The organism is Microbacterium sp. S308A+ (assembly GCF_049800815.1).
Taxonomy (GTDB): domain Bacteria; phylum Actinomycetota; class Actinomycetes; order Actinomycetales; family Microbacteriaceae; genus Microbacterium.
Genome location: NZ_JBNAFT010000002.1, coordinates 184,675 through 205,374, shown reverse-complemented (window position 1 = coordinate 205,374; position 20,700 = coordinate 184,675). Strand labels below are relative to the sequence as shown.

General features: G+C 68.7%; 17 protein-coding genes. 13 read left to right on the top strand and 4 right to left on the bottom strand.

From position 1 onward, the window contains the following. Positions 1–159 precede the first annotated feature (159 nt). The 10 genes from truA (at position 160) to ACP15J_RS06715 (ending at position 10,290) form a co-directional block, all read left to right on the top strand. Entirely contained in the window at positions 160–1,008 is an 849-nt protein-coding gene (truA, locus tag ACP15J_RS06760) for a tRNA pseudouridine(38-40) synthase TruA (RefSeq protein WP_424936249.1), read from the top strand. Then, the gene (locus tag ACP15J_RS06755; protein WP_424936248.1) at positions 1,005–1,673 is read left to right on the top strand and encodes an endonuclease/exonuclease/phosphatase family protein; all 669 of its coding nucleotides are present in this window, start codon (positions 1,005–1,007) and stop codon (positions 1,671–1,673) included. The genes truA and ACP15J_RS06755 overlap by 4 nt, the downstream gene beginning before the upstream one ends. Before the next feature lie 214 nt (positions 1,674–1,887). Then, entirely contained in the window at positions 1,888–2,334 is a 447-nt protein-coding gene (rplM, locus tag ACP15J_RS06750) for a 50S ribosomal protein L13 (RefSeq protein WP_424936247.1), read from the top strand. A gap of 25 nt (positions 2,335–2,359) precedes the next feature. Further along, positions 2,360–2,845 (top strand): 30S ribosomal protein S9, encoded by a 486-nt coding sequence (gene rpsI, locus ACP15J_RS06745; RefSeq protein ID WP_424980899.1) that lies wholly within the window; start codon positions 2,360–2,362, stop codon positions 2,843–2,845. Between the two features lie 17 nt (positions 2,846–2,862). Continuing rightward, positions 2,863–4,221: a phosphoglucosamine mutase gene (gene glmM, locus ACP15J_RS06740; protein ID WP_424936246.1), complete on the top strand. Its 1,359-nt coding sequence runs from the start codon at positions 2,863–2,865 to the stop codon at positions 4,219–4,221. A gap of 84 nt (positions 4,222–4,305) precedes the next feature. Next, the gene (locus tag ACP15J_RS06735) at positions 4,306–4,824 is read left to right on the top strand and encodes a VanZ family protein (RefSeq protein ID WP_424936245.1); all 519 of its coding nucleotides are present in this window, start codon (positions 4,306–4,308) and stop codon (positions 4,822–4,824) included. Between the two features lie 373 nt (positions 4,825–5,197). Next, positions 5,198–6,625, top strand: coding sequence for a sugar transferase (locus tag ACP15J_RS06730; RefSeq protein ID WP_424936244.1), 1,428 nt, complete (start codon positions 5,198–5,200; stop codon positions 6,623–6,625). A gap of 65 nt (positions 6,626–6,690) precedes the next feature. Next, positions 6,691–8,001, top strand: a complete 1,311-nt coding sequence (locus ACP15J_RS06725; RefSeq protein ID WP_424936243.1) for a UDP-glucose dehydrogenase family protein — start codon at positions 6,691–6,693, stop codon at positions 7,999–8,001. Then, complete coding sequence (locus ACP15J_RS06720; RefSeq protein ID WP_424936242.1) at positions 7,998–9,137, top strand: glycosyltransferase; 1,140 nt, start codon at positions 7,998–8,000, stop codon at positions 9,135–9,137. The genes ACP15J_RS06725 and ACP15J_RS06720 overlap by 4 nt, the downstream gene beginning before the upstream one ends. Before the next feature lie 85 nt (positions 9,138–9,222). Next, entirely contained in the window at positions 9,223–10,290 is a 1,068-nt protein-coding gene (locus tag ACP15J_RS06715) for a glycosyltransferase family 4 protein (RefSeq protein ID WP_424936241.1), read from the top strand. Here ACP15J_RS06715 and ACP15J_RS06710 read toward each other — a convergent pair. Then, positions 10,287–11,363 carry a glycosyltransferase gene (locus ACP15J_RS06710; protein WP_424936240.1) on the bottom strand — a complete coding sequence of 359 codons (1,077 nt, stop codon included), beginning with the start codon at positions 11,361–11,363 and terminating at the stop codon, positions 10,287–10,289. The two genes, ACP15J_RS06715 and ACP15J_RS06710, sit on opposite strands and share 4 nt — an antisense overlap. Beyond that, positions 11,360–14,086 (bottom strand): MOP flippase family protein, encoded by a 2,727-nt coding sequence (locus tag ACP15J_RS06705; RefSeq protein WP_424936239.1) that lies wholly within the window; start codon positions 14,084–14,086, stop codon positions 11,360–11,362. Before ACP15J_RS06705 ends, ACP15J_RS06710 begins: the two co-directional genes overlap by 4 nt. 81 nt (positions 14,087–14,167) lie before the next feature. On the opposite strand from ACP15J_RS06705, the gene ACP15J_RS06700 reads away from it, so the two are divergent. After that, complete coding sequence (locus ACP15J_RS06700; RefSeq protein WP_197220347.1) at positions 14,168–15,607, top strand: hypothetical protein; 1,440 nt, start codon at positions 14,168–14,170, stop codon at positions 15,605–15,607. Here ACP15J_RS06700 and ACP15J_RS06695 read toward each other — a convergent pair. Both ACP15J_RS06695 and ACP15J_RS06690 read right to left on the bottom strand, forming a co-directional pair. Further along, entirely contained in the window at positions 15,510–16,412 is a 903-nt protein-coding gene (locus ACP15J_RS06695) for a glycosyltransferase (RefSeq protein WP_424936748.1), read from the bottom strand. The genes ACP15J_RS06700 and ACP15J_RS06695 overlap by 98 nt on opposite strands. Positions 16,413–16,510: 98 nt before the next feature. Continuing rightward, positions 16,511–17,698 carry a glycosyltransferase family 4 protein gene (locus tag ACP15J_RS06690; RefSeq protein WP_424936238.1) on the bottom strand — a complete coding sequence of 396 codons (1,188 nt, stop codon included), beginning with the start codon at positions 17,696–17,698 and terminating at the stop codon, positions 16,511–16,513. A 105-nt stretch (positions 17,699–17,803) separates the two neighbouring features. Between ACP15J_RS06690 and ACP15J_RS06685 the strand changes: the two genes are divergently transcribed. Then, positions 17,804–18,229: a hypothetical protein gene (locus tag ACP15J_RS06685; protein ID WP_424936237.1), complete on the top strand. Its 426-nt coding sequence runs from the start codon at positions 17,804–17,806 to the stop codon at positions 18,227–18,229. Then, positions 18,216–20,693 (top strand): family 78 glycoside hydrolase catalytic domain, encoded by a 2,478-nt coding sequence (locus tag ACP15J_RS06680; RefSeq protein ID WP_424936236.1) that lies wholly within the window; start codon positions 18,216–18,218, stop codon positions 20,691–20,693. Before ACP15J_RS06685 ends, ACP15J_RS06680 begins: the two co-directional genes overlap by 14 nt. Positions 20,694–20,700 lie beyond the last annotated feature (7 nt).

Here is a 20,700-nt window from a genome sequence, read left to right as displayed (position 1 = left end):
GTCCTGACTGGGGGCGGCGATGGGGGTTCGCCGCGACGAGCCTTGCGCGGACGTTTCCGGTCGGCGCGACGAACGACGCGATCTGATCTATTCGTGTCGCCGGATGATCGCTCAGGCGACGCAGGGCTCCGCGGACGGCCGCCCCAGTACCCTGGAGACGTGCGCATCCGGCTCGACATCGCCTACGACGGGACCCAGTTCCGCGGCTGGGCCCGCCAGCCCGGCCTGCGCACCGTCCAGGGGACGCTCGAGGACGCTCTTGCCCGGATCGTGGGGTCCGACGTGCGCCTCGTCGTGGCAGGACGCACCGATGCCGGCGTGCACGCCACGGGGCAGGTCGCTCACGTCGACCTCGACGAGGGGCAGTGGGCGCGTGTCGAGGCGAGACACGGACGCGCGGCGCACGACCCCGCCGGCTCGCTCGCCGGACGGCTGCGCGGCGTGCTCGGCGCCTATCCCGATGTGTCCGTGACGCGGACGCGCCTGGCTCCCGAGGGCTTCGACGCCCGGTTCTCCGCGGTCTGGCGGCGCTACCGCTATCGTCTCGCCGATGCCGTCGCCGGGTACGACCCCCTCTTCCGCCACCAGACGACGACCGTGCGTGCGACGCTCGACGTCGAGGCGATGGACGCGGCGGCGCAGACGCTCATCGGCCTCCACGACTTCGCCGCCTACTGCAAGCCCCGCGAGGAGGCGACCACCATCCGCACGCTCCTCGGGTACCGCTGGCACCGCGACGACGAGGACGTGCTCGTCGCCGAGGTGAAGGCGGACGCCTTCTGCCACAGCATGGTGCGCGCGCTCGTCGGCGCCTGCGCCGCGGTCGGCGAGGGGAGGCTCGACGTCGACGACCTCGTCAGGCTCAGGGACGCGCTCGCCCGCACGAGCGAGTTCAAGGTCCTCCCCGCCCGCGGGCTCGCCCTCACGGAGGTCGGCTACCCCGCCGACGACCTCCTTGCCGCCCGCGCCGCGCAGACCCGCAACCGACGGGGGCTGGACGACGCGTGAGGGTCATCTCGTACAACCTGCGCAAGCATCGGGCCGCCACAGAGCTGGAAGAGCTCGTCGACGCCCACGGCGCCGACATCCTCTGCCTCCAGGAGGCCGACACCCAGGCCCTTCCCGAGCGGATGGGCGGCCTCGCCCTCGCCGAGGCCACTCAGGGCAATCGGCTGGGACTGGCCGTCTACCACCGGGAGAGCCTTTTCCGCGTGTCCGAGATCCGTGCGTTCGAGCTGAAGAAGTCGCTCCACGATCGGGTGCTCCGTCCCGCACACGAACGGGTGCTCGGGGTGCGCCTGCGCGACATCGACGCCGGCGGCGAGCTCGTGATCGCCTCGTTCCACGCCGCGCCGCTCACCGCGCTCAACTCCCTCCGGCGCCATCAGATCCGTGCCGCGCTCGACGCGCTCGCCGCCCTGGGCGCGGGGCTCCCCGTCCTCATGGTCGGCGACTACAACTACCCCGTGTTCAAGGAGAACCTCGGTCAGGCCGTTCGCGCGCACGGCTACACGCTGACTCTCAGCGACGATCGCACCTACACCAGATACCGGGTGTTCCGCGGCCACTACGACTTCGCGACCTCGGTCGGGTTCGACATCTCGAGTATCCAGACCCTTCCGCAGGGGACGAGCGACCACCGCCCGATCCTCGTCATCGCCGAGCCTTCCTGAACCCGGATTTCGGGGAACGTCGAGCGATGCCGTAAGCTATTGCTTTGGTATTCGTCCTTCGACACGCGCGGGCGGCGGATCCACACGAACGTGAGCCCTCCACTGGCGTCTTCGGCGGACCAGGACGGATCCTCGGATCCTCGGATCCTCCCCGGCGAAGCACCCCGGAGCGGGATTCACGAACCTCTCCGTTCGACAAGAAAGCAGCACTATCGTGACGCGCACTTACACCCCGAAGGCCGGGCAGGTCCAGCGTGACTGGGTCGTCATCGACGCCACCGACGTCGTCCTCGGCCGGCTGGCCTCGCACGCCGCAGCGATCCTGCGCGGCAAGCACAAGCCGACCTTCGCCAACCACATCGACACCGGCGACTTCGTCATCATCGTGAACGCGGAGAAGGTCGCGCTCACGGGACAGAAGCTCCAGAAGAAGATGGCCTACCGCCACTCGGGCTACCCGGGCGGCCTGAAGGCGGTCAGCTACGCCGAGCTCCTCGAGAAGAACCCGGTCCGCGCGGTGGAGAAGGCCATCCGCGGCATGCTCCCGAAGAACAGCCTGGGACGCCAGCAGCTGGGCAAGCTCAAGGTGTACGTCGGTGCCGAGCACCCGCACGCCGCACAGCAGCCCACGCCGTACACCCTCGACCAGGTCGCCCAGTAAGCGCCGCTCAGAAAAGGACATACTCGTGGCCGACATCCAGGACACCACCGAATTCCCGCAGAACTTCTCCACCTCGACTCCGGACGTCGAGGTCGTCGAGAGCGCTCCGCGTCCCGTGCTCAGCGTCCCCGGCGCCGCCGTGGGCCGTCGCAAGCAGGCCATCGCCCGCGTGCGCCTCGTCCCCGGCTCCGGCACCATCACGGTCAACGGACGAGCCCTCGAGGACTACTTCCCGAACAAGCTGCACCAGCAGCTGATCAACGACCCCTTCACGGTCCTGAACCTCGCCGGCGCGTACGACGTGATCGCCCGCATCTCCGGCGGCGGCCCCTCGGGCCAGGCCGGCGCCCTGCGCCTGGGCATCGCCCGCGCGCTGAACGGCATCGACGTCGAGAACAACCGCCCGACCCTGAAGAAGGCCGGCTTCCTCTCGCGTGACGCCCGGGTGAAGGAGCGGAAGAAGGCCGGTCTCAAGAAGGCCCGTAAGGCCCCGCAGTACTCGAAGCGCTGAGCCGTACCGTTCCTTTCATGGCACTGTTCGGCACCGACGGTGTGCGAGGACTCGCCAATGGCGTCCTCACCGCCGACCTTGCGCTCTCCCTGGCCCAGGCGACTGCCGTCGTCCTGGGCCAGGGCCGTATCGCGGAGGCCCGCAAGGCCGCAGGAAAGCGGCTCACGGCGGTCGTCGCGCGTGACCCCCGGCTCTCGGGGCACTTCCTCAGTGCCGCCGTCGAGGCGGGACTCGCCTCCTCCGGCGTCGACGTCCTCGACGCCGGCACTCTGCCGACCCCGGCGGCGGCGTTCCTGATCGCCGACGTCGACGCCGATTTCGGCGTCATGATCTCGGCCTCGCACAATCCGGCGCCCGACAACGGCATCAAGATCTTCGCCCGCGGCGGCAGGAAGCTGCCCGACGAGGTGGAGCAGCGGATCGAGGCCGCGATGGCGGGTCCGAAGCTCACGCCCACTGGGGCGGACGTCGGCCGTGTTCGCCGATTCTCCGACGCCGAGGACCGCTACGTCCTGCATCTGCTCGCATCGCTCCCGCACCGTCTGGACGGGATCCACGTCGTGCTGGACTGCGCGAACGGCGCGGCCTCCGGCGCCTCGCCCGAGGCGTTCCGCAACGCGGGCGCGAGAGTCACCGTCATCGGGGCCGATCCCGACGGGATGAACATCAACGAAGGCGTCGGGTCCACGCATCTCGACAAGCTGGCGGCAGAGGTGGTCCGCGTCGGCGCCGACATCGGCATCGCCCACGACGGCGACGCCGACCGCTGCCTCGCCGTCGACGCCGAGGGCAACCCGGTCGACGGCGATCAGATCATGGCGATCCTCGCCGTGGCCATGAAGCAGCGAGGACGTCTCGCCGCCGACACCCTCGTCGCGACCGTCATGAGCAATCTGGGCCTGCACATCGCCATGCGTGAGCAGGGGATCACCGTCCGGCAGACGGCGGTCGGAGACCGCTATGTGCTCGAGGACATGAACGCGGGACGCTATTCTCTCGGCGGCGAGCAGTCGGGCCACGTCATCATGAGCGAGTTCGCGACGACCGGCGACGGCCTCCTCACCGGCCTCCACCTCGTGGCCGAGATGGCACGCCAGGGCAAGACCCTCGCCGAGCTCGCCGCAGTCATGACGATCTATCCGCAGGTCCTCGTCAACGTGAAGGACGTCGACAAGGACGGCGTGCGCGACGACCCCGCGGTGAAGGCCGCGGTCGAGGAGTGCACGGCCGAGCTGGGCGAGAGCGGCAGGGTCCTCCTGCGCGCCTCCGGCACCGAGCCGCTCGTGCGGGTCATGGTCGAGGCCGCAGACGCCGAGACCGCGCAGCGCCACGCCGCACACCTCGCCGCCGTGGTCAAGGACCGCCTGGCGCTCTGAGCGCCCCTGTCAGCACGGGCGCAGGCCCATGCTGACAGAATGGACGCTCATCCACCCGATCGCCGAGGAAGAAGAGGAGGGCCGGTGGAACACGATCGCAACGCCGTCCCCCGGCGATTCGACGCTCCCCCTCCGCCGCGCCTGGTCCCGGTGGATCCCACGGCGCGACGGGCCGAGAAGCGGCGCCCTCTCCTCCTTCGTCCCGGTGCCTGGCTCACGGTCTATCTCATCGGGCTCGGCCTGATCGCCTTCTGGCCGCAGCACGTCGACAGCAACATCTCTCCGTCGTTCCTCGGGAGGGTCATCAAGCTCATCCCGCTGATGACCTATGAACGACTCGAGTTCGGCGCCAACATCGTGCTTTTCATTCCTCTGGGCGTGCTGCTCGCGCTCCTGCTCGTCCGTCAGCGCTCCCTCGTGCTGCCGATCGCGTTCCTCGCCTCGTTCACGATCGAATGCGTCCAGGGACTGCTCCTCCCCGGGCGGACCCCGAGTGTGAACGACATCCTCGCCAACACGGCCGGAGCGTGCATCGGGCTCGTGCTCATCGCCCTGGTCGAGCGCCGTCGATCGCGACATGACAGCGGTCCCGGGGCGGACTGACGCCCGTCCGCAATGGCTCCCGTCCGCCTATTCCGTTCGGGGGTGGGCAAGCGACTCCGGGAGCGGGATACTTGAGGGATCCCGCGGTCGGACCCGACAGGAAGACGACCGGTATGAAAGACGACAGCCGTCGGCGGTCGCCCGTGTCAGAGAGGAGACCGGCAATGGGGATGATCCCGACATCCCGTCCGCATCCTCGCGCAGCGACCACGGCACAGCGGAGGGCCACGGCTGATATCCTGTTCCTCGGTGAGCCCTGCCCGGTCGACGTTTCGATGAGCGCTGCGGTCTCGCAATCGTCATCGTCGAGCCGCAGGGGAGGATTTCGATGGCGCCGGAACGAGGGGCGCGTGTACGACGAGAAGTCACCGGGATGAGGACCGACTGGCAGGTCCAATATGCCCGCCGGCTCTGGGTCAGCGACCTCCTGGTCGTCCTGCTGGTCGTCTTCGGCACGCAGTTCTTCTGGCTCGGCGGCCTTCAGCCGCCGAGCGTCTCCGGCTTCGACACGCTCGACTACACGGTGGTGTCGGTGTTCCTCGTCCTGGCCTGGATCGCGACCTTGGCGATGTACGACACCCGCAGCCCTCGTGTGGTCGGCTACGGGAGCGGCGAGTACCGCGCGATCGTCAACGGCGCGCTCCGTCTCTTCGGTCTCGTCGCGATCGTCTCCTATGTCCTGGCGGCGGACATCTCGCGCGGGTACGTCCTCATCAGCTTCCCGCTCGGCGTCGTCCTCCTGATCATCAGCCGCTGGCTGTGGCGCCGCTGGCTGATCCGGCAGCGGCGATCGGGACGGATGGTCTCTCGTGTGCTGCTGGTCGGCGACACGGCGGCCAACGTCCGCATCCTCGCCGAGCTCGCGCGACAGCCCGAAGCCGGCTACACCGTGGTGGGAGTCTGCTCCTCGTCCGAGATCGAGGCCGAGACCCTCGGCCCCGCCGAGGTCCCCGTCCTCGGCGGACTTGACGACCTCGCCCACCTCCTGGAACGGACCAACGCCGACACCGTCCTCGTCTCCAGCGAGAGCGGCCTCCCGGCGGATCGTGTGCGCGAGCTCAGCTGGCAGCTCGAGGCCGGGCAGCAGCATCTCATCATGGCGCCGAACCTCACCGACATCGGCGGCCCGCGCATCCATATGCGTCCCGTCGCCGGCCTCCCCCTGATGCACGTGGAGACACCGAAGTACACCGGTCCCCAGGTCGTCGCCAAGCGCGCGTTCGACATGATCGGGTCCGGGACCCTGATCCTTCTCCTCTCCCCCGTCCTCATCACGATCGCGATCCTCGTGAAGGCCACCAGCCGCGGCCCGATCCTCTACGGTCAGGAGCGCATCGGGATGAACGGCGTCCCCTTCAAGATGATGAAGTTCCGCTCCATGGTCGTCGGCGCCGACGCACAGCTCGCATCGCTCCTCGCCGAGCAGGGGCGCTCGGACTCGCCGTTGTTCAAGGTGGAGAACGATCCGCGCATCACCACGGTGGGGCGCGTCCTGCGCAAGTTCTCTCTCGATGAGCTTCCGCAGCTGTTCAACGTCTTCCTCGGCTCCATGAGCCTGGTCGGACCGCGCCCGCAGCGCGAGGGCGAGGTGGCGCTCTACGACGACGCCGCGCAACGTCGTCTGATCGTGAAGCCGGGGATGAGCGGACTGTGGCAGGTCAGCGGGCGTTCCTCCCTGTCCTGGGAGGACGCCATCCGCCTGGACCTGTACTACGTGGAGAACTGGTCGCTCACGGGCGACCTGAACATCCTCTTCCGCACGTTCAAGGCGGTCTTCGCACCAGGCGAGACCGCGCACTGACTTCGGCGACAGCCACCGCTCATCACACGGTTCACACGGGTGAGCATGACCTTGGGAGGAACGACATGCGTCTGTCCGTGATCGGCTGCGGCTACCTCGGTGCGGTGCACGCCGCGGCAATGGCCTCCATCGGCCACGAGGTGGTGGGGATCGACGTCGATGCCGGCAAGATCGACACGCTGTCTCGCGGGGTGGCGCCCTTCTTCGAGCCGGGGCTTCAGGACATCCTGACCGACGGCATCTCCTCCGGACGCCTCCGTTTCACCCAGGACACGGCCGCGGCCGCCGGCTCCGCCGTGCACTTCATCGGAGTGGGGACCCCCCAGCAGGCAGGGGGATACGCGGCAGACCTCACTTTCGTCGATGCCGCCGTCGACGCCCTCCTCCCCCATCTCCGTCCCGGGGACGTGGTGGCAGGGAAGTCCACCGTCCCCGTCGGCACGGCTGCCCGCCTCGCCGAACGCGTCACCGCCACCGGTGCGACGCTCGTCTGGAACCCGGAATTCCTTCGGGAAGGATGGGCGGTGCAGGACACGATCGATCCCGATCGTCTGGTCGCCGGGGTCCCCGAGGGCCCGGAAGGGCAGCGTGCCGCAGAGATCCTCCGTGAGGTGTACCACCCCTCGGTGGCCAAGGGCACGCCGTTCATCGTGACCGACTACGCCACCTCGGAGCTGGTCAAGGTCGCCGCGAACGCGTTCCTGGCCACCAAGATCTCCTTCATCAACGCGATGGCCGAGATCGCGGAGGTGACCGGCGCCGATGTCACTCAGCTCGCCGACGCGATCGGTCACGACGTCCGGATCGGACGTCGTTTCCTGGGCGCAGGGATCGGGTTCGGCGGCGGATGCCTCCCCAAGGACATCCGCGCGTTCGCGGCACGCGCCGAGGAGCTCGGCCGAGGCGAGTCGGTGAACTTCCTCAGAGAGGTCGACGCGATCAACCTCCGTCGACGGGATCGCGCCGTGCAGCTCGTGATCGATGGCCTGGGCGGCTCCGTCTTCGGCAAGAGGGTCGCGGTCCTCGGTGCCGCGTTCAAGCCGCACAGCGACGACGTCCGCGACTCGCCGGCGCTCGACGCCGCCACACGTCTCCACGGTCTCGGCGCAGACGTGGTCGTCACCGACCCCGAGGCGATCGAGAACGCCCGACGAGTCCACCCGCAGCTCGCCTATGCAACGGACCGCGACGAGGCGCTCCGCGGCGCCGACGCCGTGCTGGTCGTCACCGAGTGGGACGAGTACCGTCGCGAGCTCAGCCCGGTCCACGCATCGTCGCTCACGGCAGGGCAGGTCGTCGTGGACGGCCGCAACTGCCTCGACAGCAAGGCCTGGCGCGACGCCGGTTGGTCCTACTTCGGGATGGGCCGCCCGTGAGCGACGCCCCTCTCCGCGTGATGCAGATCATGGGGCACATGGGCGCGGGCGGGGTGGAGTCGACCGTTCTGAACCACTATCGGGCGCTCGACCGCACGAGGGTGCAGTTCGACTTCGTGGTCAACGCCGGCTCGACGCACGTCCCTCGTGACGAGATCGAGGCCGCGGGAGGACGCGTATGGGAGGTGCCGGGCTACAAGCGGCTTCCGGCATACCTGAACGCCGTCGCCGATCTCTGCCGGCAGCACCGTCCGATGATCGTGCATTCCCACGTGAACGCGCTCAGCGTCTTCCCGCTCGCCGCGGGGCGCCGTGCGGGCGTCCCCGTTCGCATCGCCCACAGCCACAGCACGTCCGCGCCGGCGGAACCGGTTCGCGAGGCGGCGAAGCTGCTCCTCCGTTCGGTCTCCCGGACGATGCCGACGGATCTGGCCGCCTGTTCCGATCATGCCGCCGCCTGGCTCTTCGGCAAGAGGGCCACGAGCGGCGGACGTGTCCACCTCGTCAAGAACGCCCTCGACATCGAGAGGTTCGCCTTCCGTGTCACCGATCGCGTCGAGACGCGGCGTGCATTGGGGCTCTCCGACGAGGACCTCGTGGTCGGGTGCGTCGGCCGGCTGAGCGCGCAGAAGAACCAGGTGTTCCTCCTCAAGGCGTTCGCACGGCTCCTCCAGCTCCACGGACCGGCCGTCCTCCTCCTCCTCGGTGAAGGCCCGCTCCGCGAGCAGCTCGCGCAGCAGGCTCATCGACTCGGCGTCTCCGACCACGTGCGATTCCTCGGCGCGCGATCGGACACGGCTTCCCTCTATGCGGCGATGGACGTGCTCGCGTTCCCGTCCCTGTACGAAGGCCTGGGCATGGTCGCCGTCGAGGCACAGGCCTCGTCGCTGCCCACGGTGATCTCCGACCGTGTGCCGGATGAGGCCGTCATCGTCGACGAGCTCATCACGCAGGTTCCGCTCTCCGCAGGAGCCGAGGAATGGGCGCAGGCACTCCGCCGGGCGGGCGGCGCCCCTCGGGAGTCTCACGAGGTGGCCTCTCGCCTCGCCTCGGCCGGGTACTCGATCCCGCAGAGCGCCGCCGACCTCACGGGCTGGTACGAGGACCTCGCCTCACGGGCGACGCGCGGTGCATAGCCGCTCCGAGAGGGTCTGGTAGCTTCTCAGCGTGCGTATTCTGGTCGTTACCCGGGCTACCCCTTTCCACCGCGGCGCGGGAGGGATGGAGAGAGCCTCCTGGGACCTCACGGTCGCACTGGGCCACAGCGAGGACGTGTCCGTCCTGACCACGCCTGTCCCCGGCCACGGCGAGAGCTTCGTCGCAGACGGGATTCCCGTCCGCACCATCCGGGGAGCGAAGAGCGGCAAGTACTCGCCACGCTGGTGGCTGGCGACGGCGCGGACGCGGACGGACGGCTATGACGCCGTCCTCTCCGTGAGCGCGGGCGCGACGGCGATGATCCTGCTCGGCAGGAAAGGCCCGCGTTACGTCTTCCAGGCGCACGGCACGGCCAAGCGTGAGCTCCAGGCGACCCTTCGCGGAAAGCCGTCGCTCTGGCCGCTTCGAGCCCTGCGGTACGCCTGGTGGATGATGATCGACCGCTTCTCCTACCGCCGCTCGACCGTGGTGGGAATCGGGCCCGCAGTGATCGACGCGTTGAAGGATCCGGCCTACGCCGGCGCCTTCCGGGAGAACGGCCCGACAGAGATCCCCAACGGTGTCGGCGCCCCTCCGCCCCGTCTCGATCCCCCGAGCGACCGCGATCGACCCGTTCTCCTCGCGGCCGCTCGCCTGACCGCGCAGAAAGGCGTCGATCGGGTCATCGCCGCGCTGCCCGCCGGCCGTGGCTCGCTGACCGTGCTCGGGGACGGTCCGGAGCTCGCCGCCCTCGCACGCCTGGCAGCGGACAGCGGGGTCGAGTCACGGGTGACCTTCTCCGGTCATGTGGACGCCGAGGCGGTGCGGAAGGCGATGGCCTGCGCCGACGCCTTCGTCTTCCTTCCCCGCAACATCGAGCGGGAAGGTCTGCCCATGGTCGTGCTCGAGGCGCTTGCCGCGGGACTTCCGATCGTCACCCTCGACGGCGGACTCTGGCCGGCAGACATCCGCGATCAGCTGACCATCGTTCGTGATGCGACGCCCGCAGCGGTCGCTGAGGCGATCGCCGCCGTGGACGACCTCCCTCGCACGGCCCTCCCGGAGCGATACCGCATGGAGAACGTCGTCGCACGCTATCGGGAGCTGTTCGGCGAGCTCGACGCGCGTCCTGCCGAGGGGACGCGCGCCTAGATCTCCGCGCCGAACATCCAGTCGGATGCGATCAGGCGGGTGTCCTTCTCCGGCAGGGAGGCAAGGACCTCCGCAACGGACTGGGGAGCGTCGAGCGTCCGCCCGATCGCGGACGCGAGCGTCTGCGTCGAGGCACCAGCGTCGAGGACGACATGCCCATGCTCCGTGAGCCAGTCCGCGACTCCCGTCTCGGTCGAGGCGATGACGGTGCATCCGTGCGAGAGGCCCTCCAGGATGGGCAGGCCGATCTGCTCCCGCCAACGCGGTGTGCGCTGGGAGAAGAGGATCAGAACCGACGAGGCGAGCAGGGTGGCGGAGATCTTCTCTCGCGACGGGTCGAGGACGAACTCGACGTCGTCGCGGGCCTCGGCCCAGCGAGCGACCTCGTCTGCCATGGGCCCCTTGCCGAGGATGACGAGGCGAGCGTCCGGGCGCCCCACGGCGGGCCACGCCTCCATGAGCTTGGCGATGCCCTTGCGCTCTTCGAGGGAGCCGAGGAAGACCAGTCGCTGTGGACGCTCCTCCGGGATCTCTCCCGGGATGCGGGGGGCCAAGGCGCCGAACAGCCTGGTCTCCGGGCGGTCGAAGGCCCTTCCGCAGAGCTCGCGATAGATCTCGCGCGCGACGGGGATGCCGAAGGCGGCGCGATCGTACCGGCCGAACAGATAGCGCATCGCCCCCTTGGCGAGCATCGCGGCCAACGGTCGCGGCAGTCGGGTGTACGCCATCACGTTCGCGACCAGGTCGTCATTGCCGATCGCATACGTGACGATCTCGGTACGCCTGCGGGTGAAGAAGTCCTTGACCCGGATGGCCGTCACGGAGAGGAACAGGCTGGGCCACGCGTTGAGCTGGAACGGCTCGTTGAGCTCGACCGTCGTGGGCGCGTTCTTCAGCAGGTACCGCACGGTCCCGAGGTATCCCAGCTGCCTGGCGGAGAGCCTCTCCGCCAGTTCCGGGTCGAAGTCGTAGTTCCGCGTCCGATAGATGAGCCGCACCCCGATGTCCGCGAAGCGCTCGAGATGCACGGTCCGCGCCCTCACATAGATGGCGATGGGCGTCGTGTCGGTCATCGTCTCTTCCTCACGTTCTCTCCCGTCGCCTCGATCGCCTCGATCATCTCACCGGCGATCCTTCCCCAGGAGAAGCGGTCGCGGACGGTGTCCCCCGCCGACTCGCGCATCGCCCCGTAGTCCGAAGTCTCGGAGAGCTCGACGACGACCGCCGCGATCTCGGCGGCCGAGGCTCCCGGGTCGAGGAGCCTGCCGTCCTTGCCGTCCGTGACGATCTCAGTGATCCCGCCCCGGCGGACCGTGACCGCGGGAGTGCCCACGGCCATCGCGTCGACGATGACCATCCCGAAAGGCTCATCCCAGCGACAGGGGTAGAGAAAGAGGTCTGCCTCGGCCAGCCGCGTGGAGAGCTCCCCGGCAGGGACGAAGCCGTGCATACGAATCGTCGCCCCCGCGTCTTCGGCGGAGATCTGTTCGGCGAGCTCACGCACCTGTCTCATATACGGAGAGTCGCCTGCTCCCGCGCCGATCGCACGCCCCCCATAGATGTCGAGCACGACCGGATGGGTCCGCCCGACCTCTTCCGCGACGCGGACGGCCTCGAGCACCCCCTTGTCGGGGATGATCCTTCCCGCGAAGGCGAGTCGCAACGGAGAGTGCACGCCGTGCTGGCCCGGGACGGCGTCCGTCACGGTCGGCCCGTTGTGCAGGACCCCGCTCCTGTCGGCGATGGAGAACTCGGCCGCGGCCCTCGTCGAGAGGAACTCGCTGCAGAAGAACCAGAGGTCGACGGCCTCGGTGATCTCCTCGGCGCTCATGGAGCGGTCTCGCGAGAGCGCCGCCCCGATACTGTCCACGGCGTCGTTGTGCATGTGCACGACGATCCGGCCGGAGTATCCGAGACGACGGAGATAGGCCGCGTACGAAGGACGGTTGTGGATGTGGACGACTCGGGAGCCGGCCAGCCGGGGATAGAGGAACCACACCCAGTGCTTGCCTTTGCCGGTGAGGATGCGCCGTATGCTGTTCGCATTGCGACCGGTCACAGACGCCGCGGCACGTGCACACGCACGCAGCACCCGGTCCAACGGCTCGTAGAGGCCGATCGGTCCCCGCCTGATGCCGGATGAGAAGCTTCCCCGGTTGAGCGGGCAGTAGATGGCGTAGTCCACGTCTGCCATCGCCCCCTGGGAGTAGGCGTTGCGCGCCCAGCTCGCCGCCGCGCCGCCTGTCCCGTCGAAGCGCTCGTCCACGGGCATCATCACGGCGAGCGCCGGAGAGCCGGCGCGGGTCAGACGCCGACGGATCTCCGTGACGAAGAGCTGGACGGCCGGGTCGCGCGAGAGGAGGAGCGTGCCGGCGAGGACCAGCAGAGCGACAGGGATCAGGACGAGAAGCCTGATCAACGACGGCTGCCCCGCCATCAGCAGGCTCAGCCCCGCCACGACGACGGCCATGGGGATCGAGAGGAGGAACGGAGGAAGAGTCGCCGCCAGATACGAGCGCATGTCGACGCCGGTGACGACACGGAGGCAGCCGAACCCGATGAAGTAGCTCATCACGCCCATGACGACCATCGCCCAGGCCGCGCCCGTCACGCCCCAGGCCATGGTCATCAGGATGACGAGCGGGATGTTGAACGCTGTGCGCACCATGTTGATGTAGACGCCGAGACGCATCCGGTTCGTCGCCATCAGCAGCGATCCCAGCGGGTTGCCCAGTGCACGGAACATCCCCGCGATGGCGAGGATCGCGAGGATCGTCCCGAACTCGCTCCATTCGGCGCCGAACACGACCGCCATCACGTCCGCAGGGACGATCGCGACGCCGACGAGGAGGGGGATGCTCACCAGTCCGAGGAGGGTCACCATCTGCAGGTAGTTGCGGCGAATCCGCGAGAGGTCGTCCTGGATGATGGAGAAGTACGGGAAGAGGATGCGGGTGACGATCGGGTTCACACGTCCGGGGATGCTCACCCCCACGTTGAAGGCGAGATTGTATCCGCCGAGCGCAGCGGTGCTCACAAGGCGTCCCGTCGCCAGGGCGCTGAGGGTGTTGCCGGTGTAGTTGAGGATCCCGTCGATGGACTGCCACACCCCGAAGGAGAAGAAACGTCGCGTGTCCCGGAGGCGGAACCGAAGTCGGATCGGAGTGACGCGCCGGCCTGCGACGACGAACGTGATCGTCCGCCCCAGCGCCGCGACCACGAGACCGATCGCCGCGCTGTAGGCCCCTGCCCCCAGAAGAGCGAGGACGATGGCCACGACGAAGGACGTGATGCCGAAGATCGCGTCGGCGATGCCCAGGGGGCGGAAGATGAGCCGCTTCTCCAGCATGGCCCGGCTCGCCTGCCCCAGTGCGGTGACGAGGAAGGCCACCGCGCAGATGATGATGAGGTTCTGCGAGTCGGGCGCTCCGAGCCAACCGGCGAAGACGGGGCTCAGCACGATGGTGAGGGCCAGAAAGAGGACGCCGATGGTCACGTTGGCCCAGTGCACCGACGAGAGCTCGTAGGAGGTCACCCTCCGCCGCTGGATCAGAGCGCTCGTCAGCCCCATGCCCACGAAGACGTCCATCAGGGAGTAGATCATCGTCACGATGGCGACGAGGCCCATGTCATGCTTGTCGAGGATGCGGGCGAGCACCAGGACGATGAGGAGCTGGGAGAGAGCCAGGATGACGACCGAGAGAGTCGTCCACTTCGTCGCCGACGTGGCTCGTTGAAGATGGTTGATGGTCGGTTCCCCTGCTTCGCTCCCGCGGCGGTTTCCAGATCCCCACACCGCGCTCCCAGTGCCAGCGCTGATACTATCAACAGATTCAGATGATCCTCTCCGCGCCCGGCGGACGACAGAAGGCAGTTCATGACGAGCACCATCGCCCGTCGGACGGCGCACACCGCGGAGGCCGCGGAGAGCGGGTCCGTCCCCGCGACGGGCGCTCTCAGCGTCGACCCCGAAGAGAAACGACGGGTTCTGCAGCTCTGGATCGTCATCATCCTGGCCTTCGTCTTCGCCACCGGAGAGCCTGTGGTGAACCTGATCGTCGGAGGACGCCTTCCCGCCGGATACGGGTCGACCGGACGAGTCGCCGTGACCTCGCTGGGCACGGCGACAGGGATCCTCGGCGAGATCGCCTTCTATCTGGGCAGCGCGGTCATCGTCTTCGGCAGCCTTCTCCGGCGCGACCGCAAGCCGGCCCCCGGGGCGCCGGCGCTTCTTCTCCTGGGCTTCTTCCTGCTGATCGTCTTCATGAGCTTCTTCAGCTCGGACGCCACGAACGTGCGCATCGGCTCGCGCATCGCGATCGTCCTGGTCCTCGTCATCTGGTGCATCCAGCCGCGAATCCGTGACCTGCGGGTCATCGGCGCCGTCGGAACGCTCGTCGCCCTCGGCTCTTTCGCGCTGATCCCGTCGGGCAAGGCATGGATGCTTCAAGCCGACTTCGCGCTCATCGAGAAGTCGCTCATCGGCGACCAGCTCCTCGGGGGCCTCTTCCCCCAGAGCAACATCCTGGGCATCGTCATGGCGACGTGCGCGCCGTTCGCCTTCCTCATGAAGCGGAAGAGCATCGGCGCGATCGCGTTCCTCCTGATGTCTCTCGCTCTCGTGCTCACATCGAGTCGGACGGCTCTGATCAGCTACGCGATCGCACTACCGGTCGCGCTCATCGCCTTGATCTGGCGCAATCGCACGTTCAAGAACGTCCTCCATGCCTCCGCCGCCATCGCCATCGTCGTGGTCGTGGTCGCCCTCCCCCTCGTCATCCAGGACTGGCATGCGTTCTCGAACCGCGGCGCCATCTGGATGCTCTCTCGCCATGAATGGAGCTCGCTCGGCAACTTCCTCCTGGGCAGCAGCCTGGAGTTCTACGGCCTGGACTCGAACTTCGCCCGGCAGAACGGCTCGCCCACCTATCACGGGCACAATCAGTTCGTCACCCTGCTCACCATGAGCGGGGCGCTGGTCGTGTGCTACTTCGTCGTCGTGATGATCGTGGCCTTCCGCGGGGCGATGTCCGCGACCGTCGGATCTCGTCCCGCCCTGATGGCGTTGCTCGCGTTGATGGGAATGTACATCGCCGAGACGCCGCTGCGTATCGACACCGTCGACACGCTCGCGTGGGCGACGTGGTTCTCCCTGATCTGCATCGTGATCGCCGGCGCCAACGACCGCGCGGATGCGACGGCGCTACAGAAGGCCGCGCCTATCGAGACGTCGTCGACGCCCGATAGGCGCGAATCCCTGCCCACAGGCCGCGGAAGCTGGCGAACGTCTTCTTCCACCGCCCGTCGCGCTCCTTGATCAAAGGCTTGGCCAGCGCGCGCACCGTCTCGATGATGCCTCTTCCGACGATCAGCTGCAGCAGACCTGCTGTCGGCGCGCAGACGATGATGCGGTTGCGCGAGAAGTAGTAGTAGTACACCGCGCTGCGGCCCTTGCCGCCCGAGCTGGACCCGCCTTCGAGATGCTCGACCACCGCTCCGGGGACGACGAGAAGCGGCGTGCCCCTCGTCGCCGCGCGCAACGACAGGTCGGTGTCCTCCCAGTACAGGAAGAGGTCTTCGCGTAGCGGCCCGACCTCCGACCACGTCCTCTTGGTGAGGGTGAGCGCCGCGCCCGTGACGAACTGTGTGGGGAAGACCGCCGTGCCCAGCACTTCGGGCGACTCCCCGTAATGGTCGTGCGCCGAGTACCCTCGCTTCGGCTCGAATGCCCCACCGGCATACCAGATGGTTCCATCCGGGCGCAGGAGCACCGGGCTGATGATGGCATCGGGATGCCGGGACAGGCAGTCCGTCAACGCCTGCACGCAGCCTGGCACCACGCGGGTGTCGGGATTCAGCACCCAGAGGATGTCGTCATCTGCGCCGTCGAGGGCGGCGGCCAGCCGGTTGACGCCTCCTGCGAACCCGCGGTTCGCTTCGCTCCGGTGCAGTGTGACCCGGGAGTCCAGCGCTGCGAGAGCCTCGAACCCGGGATCCTGCGGCTCCGTCGATCCGTTGTCGAGAACGTGGATCCCCGTGACGGGCTCGTCCCGGAGCGAGCGGATGGAGTCGGCGACGAACTGCACGGAGTTGAAGTTCACGATCAACACGTGGAATCGCATGGGCACCCGCTGTCTTTCACATCACCACCGGGATGGCTCGAAGTGTTCTTGGTCGCTTCCGTAAGCATAGCGGGCGCGCCGGCGGCCGGCGCGGACGCTCACAGGCTCTCGAAGGCCTCACGGTACTGACGCGCGACGGCATCCCTGCTGTACGACGCCGACGCGGCGACCAGCTTTCGCGAGCGCTCCTGCCAGAGCTGACCGCCCGCGAGATGCCGAAGACAGCCCTCCGCGAACCCGGCGTCGTCGTCGGCGACGTCGAAGAGGGCGGCGAGATCGCCCAGCCCCCTGGCTCCGACGGTCGTCGTCACGATCGGGATGCCCAGCGCCGAAGGCGGTCCCATCTTCATGTTCAGACCGCTTCCCTCGAAGACCGGATTCACGAAGACCCTGGCCTGTCGCAGATGAGGAACGGTGTCGTCCACCTCGCCGAGGAACGTGACGTTGCCGTTTCCTCCGAGCTCGTCGGCGAGCGCCTGTGGCGCCCGTCTGCCCATCACGTGGAACCGCACGTCCGGGTCTTTCTCGACGATCCGCGGAAGGACCTCGGCGACGAACCAGCGAAGCCCCGCCACCACATACGGCATGTCCATCGAGCCCGCGAACACGATGCCCTTCCCCTCAGGGATCTCCTCCACGGGCTTCGCGCTGGCCAGTCCGAGAGAGGGCGGCATGGTCGCCACCGCGACACCGCGGTCGCGATAGAACCGCTGGTCAGCTTCCGAGATCGTCAGCGCCAGCGCCACGTCCTCGTAGAAGCCCGCCCGAAAGGCTCGTCTCGCCCGAGCGAGCTCGGCCGAGTAGTACGCCCGACGAACGCCCCACGGTGCGGGGTTCCGCAACGAGCGCAGGTACTCGAGCTCGTCGTTGTGACTGCGCAGGACAAGACGCGCCCCGTGCTCGCGGGCGATCCGACGCGCATAGGGGAGCGCCCACTCGTGATGAGCGACGACGATGTCGGGCGGTGTGTCCAGCGTCCGCGGGACATCGGCGAAGAGCCGGCTCGCCAGCTGGTAGGGGAGGAAAGGGTGCCGCATCGTCGTGGCGAGGAACCCAGGACGGTGGAGGGTCAGCGTGCCGGGGAACTCCGCCGTGTTCCTGCGCACGTCGCCCTCTGAGATCTGCTCCCGCTGCATGATCGTGCAGGAGACGGCGAAACCCGCGTGGTGCAGCGCGCGCGTGCTCTCGAGGACCTCGACCCTGCCGCCGCTGTTCGAGGGGAAGAAGACGTCGTCGGCGACCACGTGCACATGTGGTCGCTGACCGTTCGCATCCGGCGCGCTCATCGTTCGGCTCCCCTTCTGTCGCTGCCGGCTCGGGCAGACCGCCGACGCCTGCCCAGCGTAGCCGAGCGCGCTCGGCTGCCGAGGACGCCATGAGAGGATGTCGGCATGGTATCGATCGGAGGCCTGCTCCCCCGTCTCCTTTCGACGGACAAGGGGCTTGCAGCGCTCACCCGCCTCTCCGAGATCGGCGCCGCGCCCCGTCCCGCTCGGCGTCTCGGAGAGCCCAGATCGTCCCTCGAGGTCGCCCCTGGCTTCCGCAGCGACCCTGCTGCCCCCGTGCATGCGCTCGCCGCACGGCCGGCGACGTCGAGGCTGCACGGCCGTGTCCTGCGCGGCCAGGCGGCTTTCGCCCCGGGAGCGGTGATCCTGACCGGCCCGTGGCCGGCGCAGGACGGCACGGTGACCGCGTCCGCGGGCGAAGGGCACGTCACGCTGCGGATCGCGGCGGGGGTCGTGCAGATCGTCACGGCCCCGACACACCCCACGGAATGGATCCAGCTGGACGGAGTGAGCGTCGATGAGGATCACTGACCTTTTCCTCCCCGGTTGGGGCGTGCGCGACGGGGTCGATGACCCCTCCCCCGTGCTGGCATGGAAGCTTGCCGCTGCCGAGACCGGCCAGCGGCAAGCCGCGTACCGGATGCGGCTGGATCCGGGCGGCATCGACTCCGGATGGGTCCAGGGCGGCGCCCAGCGCTGGCGTGCCCCGCTGCTCGCGCCGTTCACGGACTACCGGGCCGTGCTCGCCGTCCGCGATGAGCACGGCGCGGAGGCGGAGGAGAATCTCCGCTTCAGCACAGGACCCTTCTCCGCCGAGGACTGGGCGGACGCGCAGTGGATCACGCATGCCGCCGAGGCCGCTCCGCAGCTCCGCCGTGTGTTCGACGCTCCCGGTGGGGGGCGCGCCGTGGTGCACGTGGCATGCGCAGGCTTCGCCGTGGTGTCGGTCAACGGCGAGCGGGTCTCCGGCGCGAACGATCCCGGCTTCCCGTACTATCCTCGGGGCTTCCTCTCGCGCAGCTATGCCGTCGACCTCCGGCCCGGCCGGAACGTGGTGACGGTCACCCTGGGTCGCGGATGGTGGGGCGTCCGCTCCGAGTCGGACTGGGACTGGAGGAACGCCGCCTGGACGGATCGTCCGCGCGTCAGGATACGGGTCACGGGGGCGGCGACGCTCGTCAGCGACGCCAGCTGGAAGGCCGCCCCGGGCAGGGTCCGCTACGACGACGTCCTCTACGGCGAGCTCCTCGATGCGCGCGAGGAGACGACCGGGTGGCAGGAGGCGGAGTATGACGACCACGCCTGGGCGGAGGCGGAGGAGGTCCCCGCACCCGAGCTCCCGATCCGCGCGGCACGCGCCTATCCGGAGAGGCCGGGGCGCCTCCTCGACCCCCTCTCGGAGGCGCCGTCCCCGACCGGCGACGGGACGGTCTACGACTTCGGCCTCGTCACCACGGGAACGGCGCGCATCGTCGTGACCGGACCGGCCGGCACCAGGGTCGAGGTCGTCCACGGCGAGAAGGTCGACGCCTCCGGCATGGTCTTCACCGCCAACGAGGCCCTGCACGGCAGCGGACACGATCTGATGCAGACGATGCAGACAGACGTGCTCCTGCTCTCGGGCGAGGAGGACACGTTCGAGGCCCAGCTGACCTTCAAGGGATGCCGCTACGTGGCCGTCCTCCTTCCGGAGAACGCCGCCGAGGTCGACGTGCGATCTGTGCGTCTGCGCGAGATCCTCTCCGAGACGCCACAGCGGGCGCGTTTCACCTGCTCCGACCCTCTCCTCGTGCAGCTCTTCGAGATGTCGGTCCGCTCGATGCTCATCAACCAGCACGCCGGGGTCGTCTCCGACACCCCGACCTACGAGAAGAACGGCTGGCTGGGCGATGCCGTCGCCATGCTCGAGAGCTCGACGCTCGCCTTCGACATGGCACCGCTCCTCCGGCAATGGCACGACCAGGCCCTCGACTCGTTCGAGGATCTGGGCTTCCTCCCGGTGATCGTGCCGCCTCCGCCGCGCACGCCGGAGCCGATCGGCGAGTACTTCGCGCCGGAGTGGGCATCGGCCGCCGCCCTCTTCGTCGAGCGCGTCGACGCGCTTCACGACGATCCCGGCTGGGTCGCCCAGAGCTATGAACGTGTCCGGAACGTGGTGGAGTGGCTGCTGGCGAACCAGCGTCGAGGCCGCTGGTCGTCCTGCTACGGGGACTGGGGATCGCCCGCCGGCAACAAACGCGACGGCGGTCGGGACAGCACGGCGACAGCGCATGTCGTCCTGGCGCTGAAAGCCTTGGCGCGAATGGCCGATCGCGTCGACCGAGCCGAGGACGCCGCACGTTACGGCGAGCGCGCGGCGGAAGAGGCAGAGGCGTGGCGACGGCGGCTGTGGGATCGGAGGACCTCGACCTACCGTCCCTCGCGCATCTATCCGCGTATGGCGCCGTTCAAGAGCACCCCGACGCTGCTCGCCTACGCGATCGGCATCGAGCCCGCCGCCCACGGGACAGCGCCGATCGATGCCGTGGCGCGGGAGACCGAACGGCTGGGACATCTGAACGTCGGCATCGTCGGCGAGCCGCTCCTCCTCCCCCTCCTCCACGACCACGGGCGGGCGGATCTCTGCCTTGCGCTGCTCCGCTCCACCGACCGCCCCTCGTGGGGACAATGGGCCGAGCTGGGCGCGACGACCACCTGGAACGGGTGGGGCGAGCCCGCGCAGGTGCGAAGCCTCTCCCACCATATGCACGGCAGCTATCTGGCCTATCTCCTCACGCGTCTGGCGGGGATCCGCCCGGTGTCCCCTGGCGCCGTCGACCTTGATCCTTCTTTCCTCGTGGACGAGCTGGACGCCAGCGTCGACACCGGGCGAGGCGACGTCCGGGTCGCCTGGGACGCGGACACCGTCCGGTTCGAGGTGCCGGTCGGTGTCGAGGCCCGCTACGCGGGGAGGACCCTTCCCGCGGGGACGACGACCTTCCCGCGGGAACGCTGAGCTACGG